Consider the following 13329-nt stretch of genomic DNA (forward strand, 5'->3'; position numbering starts at 1 on the left):
GAGATAATCCTTCTTTTTATTACTATTGTGGAGAACCCGGGAATCACTATTAAGAGCAGTTTAACGGTGATGTGATCATAAATCTATTCTGAAACACCTGGCCAGTAAACCGTTTTTAGTTAATGGTCTGTCTCCGTGTCGCCGTGAATCTAAAAAGAGTTCGGTATTACCGGTTCGCCATTGTCTCCGTGTCGCTGTGCCGCCGTGGTTCCAGTTACCACCCGGTTATAGTAAGTCGTACTGTCTTCGTGTCGCTGTGCCGCCGTGGTTCCAGTTACCACCCGGTTATTGCAGGTCGCATTATCGCCGTGTCGCTGTGCCGCCGTGGTTATAGTTTTTCTTTCGGCTATACTGATACCAATATGTCTCTGTGTCGCTGTGCCGCCGTGGTTTGAACATTTAATTTCCAGCTGGTATAATGCAAAGCCGTGCCGTTGTGGTTGGATAACAGATATCGCCAGTGTCATCTTCCACGATCATTTCCAGTATTTGTTTATCAGAACCAGGAGAGTAAGTAGTCCTCCAGAACATGCGAGACCACCGAGGCCGACCAGGAAAAGAAGAGAATGGAGATGGCGGCTATGATCGAAGCCCAGGACGTTGAGCGGGTAGTAGTCGGGGTAGACGCCGAAGAGCCAGTCCGGTATGTGATCCGCATCAACGAGTACGCCAGCAACCCCGCCGCCAAGGCAGAGAAGGATCCAAAAAGGAAGTGAGCTGATTCGCTTAAGAGGATTACGAGAATTGTCAAGAAATCGATCATGCGCCATATTCCTGCCTTGCCATTGTACGAGAAACTCTTGAAAACATAGTGTCGGTTAAATGGGGATGGGGGCGGCATAGCGCCGCCCTCCAATGGTGGAGTCGAAACTCGAGCCGCTTCAGAAGCAATAGTTACTCTCGCGCACAGGGATTTTAAACTAAGCGTCGATTGTAGCGGCTTTCTATGGGTTATGCCACAGTATCGCCGGGGCCGGAGCTTTAATGCGTCACGTAGCCGACATCCGTTGTTTATTCGTATTTTCCTACAAATTATTGGCTCAACGATCAGGGGTACGCCACATTATCGGATAGTTTTCCTGTCATATTATATATATTTGTTTTATTATAATTAATTTCACGGGCTGCCTTACTACAGCAGCCGATCATGAAAAGAGGTTTGCCATGTCCAAAATATCCACAGCTACCCTTGTTACTTTATCAGGCCTGGTGGCTGCCTGCCTGCTCCTCATCGCCCTGACGGGAGAAAATGTCAGCTCCAGCATGGATGCGTTCCCGAGCATCTCTCTGCCGCCGGGCATTCCTGCTGCGATACCGTCTGTACCGTCAGTGCCTGCGATCCTCCCATCGCAATCGCTGCAGCCTACGGCCGCTCCCACGCCACAGGCTACACCACAGCCGGATGCGGGACCTGTCGAGTATGGGCCGCCGGAGAGCATTCCGGGGCTGGTGAGGGTGACTGAAGTACCGTCGCCGACGCCAGTGCCCAGCCCGACCAGCATGCCGGAGGAGATTATCGCAACCTCCACGCCTGTGGCTACTATGGTCCCTAACACGACTGTTGCTACTGATGCGATGCCGGTGACGGTGGATAGTACCTCGCCATCTGACTGGCTCGTCCCTGGCTTGATTGCCTTAGTGGGGGTCATCTTCGTGGTCTTCGGGATTTATCGCATGATCAGGCGCAGGAAATGAGGTCCAGCCTCTTCATCCGCTCGGAGCTGGGATGTTATAGCCGCTCTGGCGATAACCTCCTAGAAAATTGTTGGAGGTTCGGGAGGTACCCGGAGGTTCGAGAGGATCTCCATTGTGGGAGGTCAGGGAGGTGGGGGAGGTCTGAGAGGAGGTTGGAGAGTGTAGAAAGGTCAGAGAGGGTTCTTTTATTGGAATTTCTTAGTTAGCCAGTGTTAATCTGTATGATTGTTAGTCTCTGATATCTCTACATAATACTTGTTTTTAATTCTCTGCAAACCATCTCTCAAATGCACCGTATTGTAGTTTAGTAGAAGTCCTACTGGCATATTGCTGAATTTCAAATATGTTTTAACCTGATTTCGGTGAACTGGTAATAGCTTTTCGACACTTTTCAACTCGATGATCAATTTTTTATCGACCAGCAGATCGATTATGTATGCTTTATCCAGCCGGCGGCCATTGTAGACTAATGGCATCGAGACCTCGGATTCGACTTCGAATCCAGCCTGTTTTAGTTCCGCCATCAGGCACTCCTGATAAGCGCTTTCCAGCAAGCCTGGACCTAGAAAAGTATGGACTTTAAAAGCAATTTTTAGGACCTGATCCGTTAATGCATAATACTTATCGTGGACATCTAGTTCATCATCTCCGTGCATAACTCTAACACCTATAATACTTATTTTCATATATATGATAATTAGTTATTTAATAGTTACCGATAGAACAAGAAATCCGTATTCAAAAACGCAATCCTCTCTAACCTTTCCACACTCCCAGACCTCCTCTCGAGCCTCCCCCACCTCCCTGACCTCCCAGTTTGAAAATCCTCCCCGGCCTCCCGGGGACTCCCGAACCTCTCAAAGGCCTACCTTCCATCCCTTCTCGAGTAGAACTTTATAACACCAATTAACTCTAAACAACAATGTTAAATACGGATAGGTTATATTAATTCATATAACTCACGAGGTAAGGGGAATGTTGGAAATTCCGGACACGCCCGTCCCAGATAAGCAGTATCAGCCTAATCTTAGCACTATCAGGATGGTTGAAGCTTTTATAAAAGAAAATAGCGGAGAGTACAAGAAAAAAGCGCTCTGGCAGAATCTCCCGAAAAAGATGATGTACCAGACGTACTGTAATGTCTTCGATTATCTCCTGGAATCCAATAAAATAGCGACAGATAAGAAAGGGTACGTTGTCTGGATCTGGGATCCGGAAATCGCTAAGAAATACCTGCTTAGAGACGACCTCGTAATAAAATAACTACTATTTCCTTTTTGAGCGTGCCTGAAATGCAGTACGAGCTGAGGTGGGTTGATTAACAGACCAAGGACCGGTTCCTATCTTTAAAAGATTCCACTAAAGAAGACCATAAGTTCTACAGAAGCATCGAGCGAACCTTTGAAAAATATTACATTTTGGATTTGCACTCGACAATTTCCTTGAGCCCTTCTTCCAGCACCACTTTAGGATTATACCCAAGCAGCTCCTTTGCCCTGGAAATGTCCGCATAGCTATACTTGATATCCCCCGGCCTCTCTGCACGCAGCTCTGGCTTCAATTTCTTGTTGTCATAGAGATCGATGATCGTCTGCGCGAGATGGCCGACGGTCGTGGACTGGCCGGTGCCGCAGTTGAAGACTTTGCCAACGGCTGCCTCTTTCTCCAGCATGAGCCTGACCATGTCCACTACGTCGTGCACTGAGACGAAGTCCCTGGTCGCAGTGCCGTCGCCGAAGATGACGGGCGGCTGCCCGGCGCTGACCCGGTCGATGAACTTCGAGATAACGCCACTATACGGGTTGGACGGATCCTGGCGTGGGCTGTATATGTTGAAGGGCCGGATCGCCGTTGTGGGAATGCCGTAGATCTTCTGGAAAGCGAGCGCATACTTCTCGCCCGAGAGCTTGCTGACACCGTACGGTGACATGGGATTCTGAGGGTGGTCCTCGTCTACCGGGAGACGGACCGGATCGCCGTAGACTGCGGCAGAGCTGAAATAGACAAAACGCTTGATGTTAGCGTCCCGGACAGCGTTGAGCAGGTTGAGGGTGCCAAAGATGTTGTTGTCCGCGTCGAAAGACGGATCCTCCACGGAGCGGGCGACGAAGATCTGGGCGGCGCAGTGGACGATTGCATCGACATCTTTCACCAACTCTTTAACTAGGGCTTTGTCACGAATGTCACCCTTTACCAGTTTAGCGCCGGGAATGCTATCCCTGCCATTTGATGACATGTCGTCTAGGATGATGACTTCTGCTCCCGATGCTAAAAGAGACTCTGTGATGTACGAGCCTACCTGGCCCAGGCCACCAGTGACTAAGTACCGTCCGGATGATCGCATATGGGATAATAATAGTTACAAGGAGTATATAGCCTGTTTTATCTCAGGTGCGCAATGGTTTACACTCTATCAAAACCTAGGGTCAGGGAGGTACTGAGAGGATCGGCGAGGAGGCATGGGAGGTGCCGGGAGGTCTGAGAGACTATTCATTGTGGGAGGTCGGGGAGGATTGGGAGGTCGGAGAGAGGTTATGAGAGGTATCCTGAGGATAGGGAGGATTTTTTATATGGTAGTCACCTGAGCCATTCATAGGGCTGTCAGGTATCGTTTACACGAAGTACTCAAGGTACACGAAGTACACGAAGTTTTACTATATGATCAGCTTGCAGTCAGCCTTTTATCGTACTTCGTGTACCTTGTGTACTTAGTGTAAAAGGTTCGGGCGCTCATCAGAAAAGTTCAGAATAATACAATGTTATCCTCTCAGACCTTTCCACACTCCCCGACCTCCTCCCAGACCTCTCCACCCTCCCGAACCTCCCAGCTTGAAAATCCTCCCTGGCCTCCCGGGAACTCCCGAACCTCCGAGAGCTTTCCGTATGCGTAGATTATCTATTGCTTAACAAGCGACAAAGGCTTGACCTTGGTCCTGTCGGCAAAGCGGCCGGTGAGGATAAACGCCCTGGCGTTTTCCGGCCGGTAGAGCCTGAACCGGGCAATAAACGCTACTACAATAACGGCGCCGGCGAGCTCTGGCGCGAATATGTCCAGCCGGCTCAGGAGGTTGCTCAACAGGTACATGATGTAGTTATCAATCTCGTGCTGGGGGAAACCCCATCCGAACAACGGCCAGAACCACGTCGAGGCGGCGTTCCACATCTGGTCCTCTACCTGGTGGAAGACCGCGCCGACGGTCAGGATGCCGAAGCCCCAGTACCTGTACTTCTTCGCCACGAGCAGGGCTATGATAACAAGGACAGCAATAAACAGCAATGTATGGGCGAAAATTCTGCCGTTATGGAAGATGCTGCTGAAGATATACTCGCCGAGGGGCTTGTCGATGAGGTCCGGCAACAGCGACCCTACGATCACGAGCCGGTAGTCGACGCCGATCTTGAGCGCGAGGGCGATGAGGAAGACTACCAGCAGAGTCAGCCCGATGTGGCCGAAGAATAACATCTGGCTATAGCTTGCTGATATGGTATAATTATTTTTTGTATATGGTCATCAGAAAAACGATAATTCATGCACTGAATTGACAATGGCTTAACCAAAAAATATTAATTTCAATAAAATGTAAATTAGTAGTCTGTTGACCTCGTATTTCCTCTTTAGCCATAGAAACCAGTTGATAGACATACAGGAAATCGCCATACAGCGTAATCATAGTGAAGCAGATGACGGGCTTGAGGGGGCTGTCCGTGAAGGCGCCATCGGGGTACTTGATTACATCATTGAACAGCCTGAATGGGTGCCAGAACTTTCCGCGGATGTGAAAAAATATGCTGCATTCGTATTATATACGATTGCGACGCAGCATCCCTTCTCGCAGGCTAATAAAAGGACAGCGTTCGCCGCTGCCGAGAACTGCATCCTTCTTTGTGGGATGGGGATCAGCGCAAAGGATGAAACGATAGATATGTTTATGCGAAGCGTGGCCAATGGCGATCAGACCCTCGAGGATGTCGAAAAATGGATAACAATTCACATTGTGGATAAAACTGATTAATGCTTACTCAGGAGGTCGAAAGCTCCCTTGTGTCTTCTCAGGGTGTCTTCCAGTAGTTTCTTTCTGGTATCTGAGAGGCCGTTTTCTCTCTTTTTCTTATCTGGTTCGCACCGTGAATTCTTCTGCTCCATACGCTACACCTTTAGCAATATGATTTATAAATCTCGTATATAAATAGACTTTGCGTCCTATACTGTTCTTTTAAAAAAATCTCACACAATGCTGAAGTAGTAATCTTCCAGCACGTGGGATAACACACCCACAGATACGGCCATCAGGAAGATCAAAGTCCCCGAATGGCTCATGATCGCCCGGGTAACTGGGCCCGGGCTGGTGTCTGTCTGGGTGAGGTGCACTGTGGAATATAGCCAGTTGTAAACTGCCGTCATCAGGAGCCAGGCGATCATTCCTGTGAAGAACGCCAGCAGGAAGTGCCCCAGCTCGCACATCAGGACATACAGTATTGTCACTGCCATCTCAATTATTCCCCCTCAAACTTCCCGGTCGGTACACCGATTACTCTGTGGCTGGTACGGGGTTGATCACATTCCGGACAGCCGTGACCACGCTTCTCGCCACTGTCCTGGCCGTGCTTCTCACGCTATACTGGAGCAGCAGCCCGGCGATGCATGCGAATGCAGCGAGGCTGATGTAGAGCACAAGCGGATGAATCGGCCTTCCGATGCCGGAAAACATCGGCCCGTCGAAGAACCCCGGGATCATGAATACGGGCCCCAATGCTATGTTGAAGATGTAACCCGGTATGTGGTCGATATCGACCAGCACGCCCGCTAACCCGCAAATGATGCCTGTGATAAGTGCTTTAGCCCCCATTCCGGGGCGTATGTCAAAGCCCATGACGTAGTCTCCTAACCCCCCACTACATGCTCATAGGACCTGAGCAATATATTCTGCCCAAATTAATCATATATTTGAAATTTGGCAATAAATATGTTCCCTACTCAATATGCAATTGCAGAAAAGTAACAAACGCTTGCTGTCAGAATAATGGCACGACATACGCCTTTTTTTAAAAAATTGTGTGAGGGCTAAGAATGGAGTTCTTCAATACGGGCGCAGTGCTGTGTGTTTCTTGTTGCTTATGTGGCGTGAGACAGCAATACGAACGCTGCGCTGTGCCAGACCCACACAGATTCCACAGATTGAAACAGAATCCACAGATTTCTATGGATTGCACAGATGACGCTCGATTCCACAGATTCGATCATCTGTCAGCAGGCATGAATGTAAAGTCGATAATGTTTCACTTTTTAATATCTGTGGAATCGGCCATCATCTGTGCTATCGGTCGGAATCTGTGGATTCTGTATAAATCTGTGGAATCTGTGAGGGTCTGGCACAGCGCAGCGTTCGTGTACGTTCACGGGCACAGGCGCAACATCCACGAATATCTGGCCAGTCAGTAACGAGCGCAATGCAGCGCAACGGAAACAGACAGGCAGCAGTATTCTTTTTCCATCACAGGCTCAACAACAGCTTAACCGTGCTATTATAAAATTGACTGGTATCTACTGTGAATCTTTCATGGTATGCTAATTCAATTTATTTTCTCCTCAAATGGCCGAATAGCCGGTTTTCAACCGATCAATGACGAAAAGCGTACGGGACAGAAAAGTTTAATTATCAAGCCATTCATGATATAACCATAAATCATTTATTTGGTTTATATGGGGGAATATAGCAATGGCGAAAAAGACAGGTGGGCGAGGCTATCTTGCCATACCGATCGAGCAGGTGGGTTTCGACCAGGGGTACCTGCGTAAGACTCAGGCTGACCTTTCTCAGCTGAAGAACACGATTTCCGATGTTGGCTTACTGCAGCCGATCATCGTGCGGAAATCTTCTGAAGGGTACTCTGTCATCGACGGGCAGCGCCGATTGCAGGCGCTGAAAGAACTGGGTGTGCCAGAGCTCATCGTGGGCCGTGATGTTATTATCGATGCCGACGAGACCGAGGCGGACGCCAGGTTCAAGCGGATCATCGCCAACGTCCAGCGGGAAGATATCAACGACATCGAGCTGGGCCACGCGTTCGTGGAGCTGAAAGAGCAGTACGGGTACCAGTACAACGAGATATCGGAGATCATCGGCAAGACGCCGCATTACGTTTCCGCCAAAGTAGGACTTGCAAAGAGGCTTACCACTGAATTGCAGGATATCATCATCAGCGACTGGAACTCGGCCAAATGTATTCGGAATAACTTCTCTCCGGAAGAAAGCGCCGACTTGATCTACGAGATGAACGTTAACATCATCGAAGAGATCGCCCGTCTGGATGCGGAGCTGCAGCGGCCTGCCTACGACACGATTCGTGCCCGGGAGATGGACAAGAAAGGGGCCCTGGAGTATCTGCGGTCCATCAAGCGGGACGCCGAGGTCATGAAGCTGGCCAGCGATGTCAAGGGGCTCATGGAAACCTACGCTTCGGACGAGCCCGGGCGCATGGAGCCGCTCTCGGACAGGCAGCTGAGAGGGTGTTTCAAGAAGATCAACCGGGACCTCGACAAGCTCGTGGAGGCCACGAAGACCTCCGGCCCTGGGGAACGAGAGCAGGTGATCCCGGTCCTGGAGACGTTAATTGAGAGGCTGACCTCTTTGTGTACGGAGATCAAGGCCGGTGAGAAGGTGGCTGGCAGGGCTGAGGCTGAGTAAAAAGCTTCGTGCTATGGCACAGTTTTCAATTTTTTTATACTGACTTTTTGGTCTCTCGTCTCAGAAGACTCTTTTAATACTATTGCTTTTTCGAACTGACGCTTCAATGTCTTCCGGTAGTCCTGACTCGAAGGCTGGACTAGTTTTTAGAACTGCCGTTATATCGGAGATTTTACAGTTAATCAGCCAATTAAAACTTAATAATTGTAAAAAAGTAATTGCTAAACCATAAGTTTAATATAGAATACTCTGCATAGGATTGGTAGGGTTTAAATTAATCCCATATAAAAACGGCTTGTAGAAAACGTTTCATGCTATTACCGGGGGGTATGTGGCTGTGGCATCATCTGTTATCATAAGGAAGACTGACGACTATCAATTTCCAGTTGCGAAGCTGGTAGACAAACCGGCGTGTGTTGAGGACATACAGAAAAGCATTGGCCTGCTTGTGGCGATACCGGCATACAACGAAGAGATCGCTATCGGCAGCGTCGTAGCCCGTGCTAAAGTGTACGCTGACAAAGTCGTGGTCGTCGATGACGGGTCGAAAGATAAGACTGCTGAAGTCGCCAGGCTTGTAGGGGCCGAAGTCATCACCCACGAGAAGAACGGCGGCTACGGTGCGGCCATCAGGACCTGTTTTAACGTTGCTAAGAAGTATGATGCTGATGTAATGATCATCCTCGATGCTGACGGCCAGCACAGCCCTAGCGATATCCCCCGGCTACTCGAAGAGATGGAGATGAGCGGCTCCGACATCGTCATCGGCTCCAGGTTCTTGAACGGCAACTCGGCTAAGGGGAATATTCCGGCTTACAGGAAAGTTGGGATGAAAGTCCTCGATACTGCTACGGCTGTCGGGTCCGGTGTGAATGTTTCGGATACGCAGAGCGGGTTCAGGGCATACTCGAGGAATGCTGTACGGAAGATCAATCTTGGCGATACTGGTATGGGTGCCGGGTCTGAGATCCTGATGAAGGCTGCGGAGGCGAAACTGAAGATCTCCGAAGCGCCTATAACTGTCCGCTATGATATCAAAGGGACGTCCAGTAAAGGCCCGATCGAACATGGGGTTAGCGTACTGGCTTCAATAATAAAGCTCGTGTCGCAGAAAAGACCGATGCTCTTCTTCTGTGTACCAGGGGCACTAGTATTGACTTGTGGTATGGTCTTACTCTTCCTTGTATTAACTATCTTTAATACTACTCATAATTTCGCGATTGGCTATACAATGGCAGGTATGCTAGCGACGATACTCGGCACTTTTAGTATTTATACCGGTCTTACACTTGCATCGATTCAGTCAATAAAGCAAAACCTATAATTTTTTATCATAATATAGTAAAATACTTTAATGATTACTAAATAAGATTAAACGGCGGTGTATCTGGTGGATATTTTCATAATAGTTGCTTATTTACTATCATTGTTATTAATTTGGCAATTTGTTGGTTATCCTCTTTTTATGGCTATAATGTCGATAGTAAAGAAACCATCTCTAAAAAAATATGATTTCCAACCGTTTGTTTCAATTATTGTTCCTACGTTTAACGAAGAGACTGTTATTAAAAATAGGATAGACAACCTGCTAACCTTGAATTATCCGCAAGAAAAATATGAGATCATTATTGTTGATTCGGGCTCAAAAGATAAAACGGTTGAAATTGTCCAGGACAAAATCGCAAGTTATCCAAATAGTTGCCCCGCCATAAGGCTATTAAAAGAAGAACAGCGAAATGGAAAAGCATCAGCAATAAATTTCGGAAAAAAGGAAGCCATTGGGGACATAATTTTGGTTACAGATGCTAACTGCATTTTTGATTCCAATGTACTGAAAGAACTTATGCCGCACTTTGATAATCCTCAAGTAGGGGCAGTCGGTGGCCAATATGGTGTACTAAACCCTAATAATAACATTACAGCATCTACACAATTTTATTGGGATATAGAGTACCTCATGAGAAAGGGTGAATCAATAATCGATTCTGCCTGTACCTTTCATGGAGAAATCAATGCGTGGCGTAAAAATATCGTCGAAGCAGACCCAAGAATGTTAACCGAAGACCTGGAAATGGCGATAACAATCCGGAAAAAAGGATACAAGATCGTTTATGAGCCTGGTGCAAAAGTGTACGAACCAGCGCCATCTACTGCGGCTGATCAGATCAAGCAGAGAAAAAGAACTAGTATTGGTACTATCCAGAGCTTATTCAAACACATGGGTTATTTTTTACTTCCCAGGGACATCTACAGTTTAGTTATCTTCCATTCGCATAAAACTCTGGTGATGTTTTCTCCATTTATTATGATATCTATAATTGTGCTATATCTATTAAGCAGGAACATCTATGGCATTGTCTTGCATGCATTTGTTACTATCCTCATATTTTCTTCTCTACTTGTGATCTTAATGTACATCAGATCAAAGCTACGAGTAAAGGAAACTACAGGTAATTTTAAAGTTACATCAATCCTAAACATTATCCAGTATGTGCTGCTGAATGAGTATCTTATCATGCTAGCATGGAAGGATTTCTTATTCGGAAAATATTCTGTATTATGGGAAAAAGCAACTACCACCAGATAGGGATTATATGAAAATTGTCATGATTAGATCTACTGATCTGTATACCAACAGACTTCATAAATCTGCTTTAGCCCTCACTAAAAATGGGCATGATGTGAAAATTTTAGAATGGGATCGAGACTGTAAACTCTCAAAAGACGAAACAAAAAATGGTTATAATATTCACCGGTTAAGGTTTAAAGCTACATACGGTGTGAAAAATGTAATCTTTCTTCCTTTCTTTTGGATCTATGAGTTTTTCTGGCTGCTGAATGAAAAATTTGATGCTGTACATGCAGCGGATTTTGATACCTATTTTGTATCGCTCATAGTATGTAAACTTAAAAGAAAACCCATCATCTACGATATATTTGATTTTTATGCAGATATGTTACAGCCATCAATAATTAGCGATTCGATAGCGGTAGCTGATAAATTCCTTATGAAATTTGCAAATTGCGTTATTATCGCAGATGAGTCTAGAATTGACCAAATTGGAAAAGGCTCAAATAAAAATGTTGTAGTAATTACAAACTCTCCTAATGATCTTGTGAAAAGTACGTATAATGGTGAATCAGTTAACAAAAATTTCATCATTTTCTTTGCGGCGACCCTACAAAAAGACAGGTTTTTAAACCTCGATACAATGATAAATGCTATTTCTGGGTTAGACGATGTTAAATTATTCATTGTAGGTGACGGCGATGAAAAAGATCATTTAATTGAATTATCTAAAAATAATACTAATATTAAATTTTTTGGATATAAGCCGTATCATGAAGTTCTATCGATGACGGGTGAATCACACCTGTTGTTTAGTCTTTATGATCCATGCAATAAAAATAATAGATTTGCCAGTCCAAATAAACTATTCGAAGCGATGATGTTTTCAAAACCTATCCTTGTAAGCGACAATACTTCGATGGCTCTAATCGTTAAAAAATATAATTGCGGCGTAGTCGTAAACTGCAGAAATGCAGATGAAATTCGAAGTGTAATCTTGAGGTTAAAAAATAATCTTGATCTTTGCAATGAATTGGGGAATAATGGGAGAAAGGCATACGTAAACCAATTTAGTTGGGAAATAATGGAAGATCGGTTATTATCGATTTATAAAAATTTGTAACTTAATCAGTTACAATTAATATTTGAATATAATTATAGTGCGCTTAATATATAACTTAAAAGGTATGGCTATGCGACAGGACCGAACTATCTGTATCCTCACGACAATGAATCCTACGGGCAGCTACTATAACCTTTTATTGAATCTGGTAAAAATCTTATCGCCGTCGGCAAGTAAAATTTATATTATCGCCAATAACGTCGATTTAACTAATATCGATGTTGACAATATATACTTAATAAGATATAATGTTGTTGATTCTAATGGCAGTTTTATGGGTAACATCATTAAGTCCCTATCCATGCAAATAAACATTGCTGCCACTTTAATAAAAATGAGATCTATGTATGGCAATGATATTTTTATTTTATCAGGTACACAACTAGTACCTACATTTGTTAGTAGGGTTTTAAATAAAAACGTATTATTAACCGCCGTTGCATCTGAGTCTACTAATTCGAAGTTAATCCACTCGAACAAAAATATAATAGTTAAATATTTATATTACTATATGTTATTGATGCTTGAGATAGCGACATTTAACCTATCTACTGCCATTATAGTAGAAGCACCTAACGTAGCCAAATTTTTAAACATAAAAAATAAACTTATATATAACGGCGGTACTTTCGTCGATCTTGAGACGTTCAAAATAACGAATAAAATTTCTAACAGGGATAATATTATTGGGTATGTTGGTCGCCTCAGTCGAGAAAAAGGTATTCTTAACTTTATAGAAGCTGTAGCTAGAATACTACAAAATAATGATCAACTAAAGTTTATAATCATTGGTGACGGCCCTTTAAAAAAAGAGGTATCGGAATATTCCATAAAATATCAATTATTTAACAAAGTGGAATTTTGTGGATGGGTTGATCATAAATTACTTCCAGAATATTTGAATAAAATGAAGTTATTAGTATTGCCCTCCTACGCAGAAGGCTTACCTAATATTGTCTTAGAATCTATGGGCTGCGGTACTCCAGTTTTAGGAGCTAATGTCGGCGGTGTACCTGATGTAGTGATAGACGGTAAAACTGGTTATATTTTAAAAGAAAATACACCAGATTGTATTGCTGATAGTATACTCGAAATATTCCAGTCAAATAGTATTGAGCTGCTATCAGATAATGCAAGGTCTTATATTGAAAAAGAATATGCGCTGAATTCTGCAATATCACGTTATGAACATATAATAAATGATATCCACCGCTAAAACTATACTATCGGATACATTTGATAGTTCATAAAAATAT

General features: G+C 44.8%; 15 protein-coding genes. 8 read left to right on the forward strand and 7 right to left on the reverse strand.

Annotated elements, in window-relative coordinates:
- The first annotated feature begins 581 nt into the window (after nucleotides 1-581).
- Nucleotides 582-716, forward strand: coding sequence for a hypothetical protein (locus ACPLPM_RS02975; protein WP_424358750.1), 135 nt, complete (start codon nucleotides 582-584; stop codon nucleotides 714-716).
- 429 nt (nucleotides 717-1145) lie between these two features.
- On the opposite strand, the gene ACPLPM_RS02980 is transcribed toward ACPLPM_RS02975, so the two are convergent.
- Together ACPLPM_RS02980 and ACPLPM_RS02985 are read right to left on the reverse strand one after the other, a co-directional pair.
- On the reverse strand, nucleotides 1146-1649 hold the full coding sequence (locus ACPLPM_RS02980; RefSeq protein ID WP_424358751.1) for a hypothetical protein: 504 nt from the start codon (nucleotides 1647-1649) through the stop codon (nucleotides 1146-1148).
- A gap of 258 nt (nucleotides 1650-1907) precedes the next feature.
- Complete coding sequence (locus ACPLPM_RS02985; protein WP_424358752.1) at nucleotides 1908-2351, reverse strand: GxxExxY protein; 444 nt, start codon at nucleotides 2349-2351, stop codon at nucleotides 1908-1910.
- Nucleotides 2352-2670: 319 nt separating this feature from the next.
- Here ACPLPM_RS02985 and ACPLPM_RS02990 point away from each other — a divergent pair, with 319 nt between their 5' ends.
- Complete coding sequence (locus ACPLPM_RS02990; RefSeq protein ID WP_424358753.1) at nucleotides 2671-2958, forward strand: hypothetical protein; 288 nt, start codon at nucleotides 2671-2673, stop codon at nucleotides 2956-2958.
- Between the two features lie 148 nt (nucleotides 2959-3106).
- Here ACPLPM_RS02990 and ACPLPM_RS02995 read toward each other — a convergent pair whose 3' ends face one another.
- Nucleotides 3107-4039, reverse strand: coding sequence for a GDP-mannose 4,6-dehydratase (locus ACPLPM_RS02995; RefSeq protein ID WP_424358754.1), 933 nt, complete (start codon nucleotides 4037-4039; stop codon nucleotides 3107-3109).
- Nucleotides 4040-4591: 552 nt separating this feature from the next.
- Nucleotides 4592-5158, reverse strand: a complete 567-nt coding sequence (locus ACPLPM_RS03000) for a metal-dependent hydrolase (protein WP_424358755.1) — start codon at nucleotides 5156-5158, stop codon at nucleotides 4592-4594.
- 133 nt (nucleotides 5159-5291) lie between these two features.
- Here ACPLPM_RS03000 and ACPLPM_RS03005 point away from each other — a divergent pair, with 133 nt between their 5' ends.
- On the forward strand, nucleotides 5292-5708 hold the full coding sequence (locus ACPLPM_RS03005) for a type II toxin-antitoxin system death-on-curing family toxin (RefSeq protein ID WP_424358756.1): 417 nt from the start codon (nucleotides 5292-5294) through the stop codon (nucleotides 5706-5708).
- Here the strand turns inward: ACPLPM_RS03005 and ACPLPM_RS03010 are convergent.
- From ACPLPM_RS03010 to ACPLPM_RS03020, 3 genes are all read right to left on the reverse strand, one after another.
- Entirely contained in the window at nucleotides 5705-5839 is a 135-nt protein-coding gene (locus ACPLPM_RS03010) for a hypothetical protein (RefSeq protein ID WP_424358757.1), read from the reverse strand. The genes ACPLPM_RS03005 and ACPLPM_RS03010 overlap by 4 nt on opposite strands.
- Before the next feature lie 81 nt (nucleotides 5840-5920).
- Entirely contained in the window at nucleotides 5921-6184 is a 264-nt protein-coding gene (locus ACPLPM_RS03015; protein WP_424358758.1) for a hypothetical protein, read from the reverse strand.
- A gap of 40 nt (nucleotides 6185-6224) precedes the next feature.
- Nucleotides 6225-6566 (reverse strand): hypothetical protein, encoded by a 342-nt coding sequence (locus ACPLPM_RS03020; protein WP_424358759.1) that lies wholly within the window; start codon nucleotides 6564-6566, stop codon nucleotides 6225-6227.
- Between the two features lie 846 nt (nucleotides 6567-7412).
- Here ACPLPM_RS03020 and ACPLPM_RS03025 point away from each other — a divergent pair.
- From ACPLPM_RS03025 to ACPLPM_RS03045, 5 genes are all read left to right on the forward strand, one after another.
- On the forward strand, nucleotides 7413-8381 hold the full coding sequence (locus ACPLPM_RS03025; RefSeq protein WP_424358760.1) for a ParB/RepB/Spo0J family partition protein: 969 nt from the start codon (nucleotides 7413-7415) through the stop codon (nucleotides 8379-8381).
- A 331-nt stretch (nucleotides 8382-8712) separates the two neighbouring features.
- A complete protein-coding gene (locus tag ACPLPM_RS03030; protein ID WP_424358761.1) occupies nucleotides 8713-9705 on the forward strand; it encodes a glycosyltransferase family 2 protein in 993 nt (330 codons plus the stop codon).
- Nucleotides 9706-9771: 66 nt separating this feature from the next.
- Nucleotides 9772-10968 (forward strand): glycosyltransferase, encoded by a 1197-nt coding sequence (locus ACPLPM_RS03035; protein ID WP_424358762.1) that lies wholly within the window; start codon nucleotides 9772-9774, stop codon nucleotides 10966-10968.
- A 7-nt stretch (nucleotides 10969-10975) separates the two neighbouring features.
- A complete protein-coding gene (locus ACPLPM_RS03040; protein ID WP_424358763.1) occupies nucleotides 10976-12073 on the forward strand; it encodes a glycosyltransferase family 4 protein in 1098 nt (365 codons plus the stop codon).
- A 274-nt stretch (nucleotides 12074-12347) separates the two neighbouring features.
- Complete coding sequence (locus ACPLPM_RS03045) at nucleotides 12348-13289, forward strand: glycosyltransferase family 4 protein (RefSeq protein WP_424358764.1); 942 nt, start codon at nucleotides 12348-12350, stop codon at nucleotides 13287-13289.
- The last annotated feature ends 40 nt before the right edge of the window (nucleotides 13290-13329 follow it).

This window comes from Methanocella sp. MCL-LM (assembly GCF_049676595.1).
Classification (GTDB): domain Archaea; phylum Halobacteriota; class Methanocellia; order Methanocellales; family Methanocellaceae; genus Methanocella_A.

Excerpts from the sequence above, each read along its gene's own strand:
- ACPLPM_RS02975 (WP_424358750.1), top strand. The coding sequence starts at position 582 with ATGATCGAAGCCCAGGACGTTGAGCGGGTAGTAGTCGGGGTAGACGCC.
- ACPLPM_RS03000 (WP_424358755.1), bottom strand. The coding sequence starts at position 5,158 with ATGTTATTCTTCGGCCACATCGGGCTGACTCTGCTGGTAGTCTTCCTC.
- ACPLPM_RS03025 (WP_424358760.1), top strand. The coding sequence starts at position 7,413 with ATGGCGAAAAAGACAGGTGGGCGAGGCTATCTTGCCATACCGATCGAG.
- ACPLPM_RS03020 (WP_424358759.1), bottom strand. The coding sequence starts at position 6,566 with ATGGGCTTTGACATACGCCCCGGAATGGGGGCTAAAGCACTTATCACA.
- ACPLPM_RS03015 (WP_424358758.1), bottom strand. The coding sequence starts at position 6,184 with ATGGCAGTGACAATACTGTATGTCCTGATGTGCGAGCTGGGGCACTTC.
- ACPLPM_RS03010 (WP_424358757.1), bottom strand. The coding sequence starts at position 5,839 with ATGGAGCAGAAGAATTCACGGTGCGAACCAGATAAGAAAAAGAGAGAA.
- ACPLPM_RS02995 (WP_424358754.1), bottom strand. The coding sequence starts at position 4,039 with ATGCGATCATCCGGACGGTACTTAGTCACTGGTGGCCTGGGCCAGGTA.
- ACPLPM_RS03040 (WP_424358763.1), top strand. The coding sequence starts at position 10,976 with ATGAAAATTGTCATGATTAGATCTACTGATCTGTATACCAACAGACTT.
- ACPLPM_RS03045 (WP_424358764.1), top strand. The coding sequence starts at position 12,348 with ATGGGTAACATCATTAAGTCCCTATCCATGCAAATAAACATTGCTGCC.
- ACPLPM_RS02985 (WP_424358752.1), bottom strand. The coding sequence starts at position 2,351 with ATGCACGGAGATGATGAACTAGATGTCCACGATAAGTATTATGCATTA.
- ACPLPM_RS02980 (WP_424358751.1), bottom strand. The coding sequence starts at position 1,649 with ATGACCCCCACTAAGGCAATCAAGCCAGGGACGAGCCAGTCAGATGGC.
- ACPLPM_RS02990 (WP_424358753.1), top strand. The coding sequence starts at position 2,671 with ATGTTGGAAATTCCGGACACGCCCGTCCCAGATAAGCAGTATCAGCCT.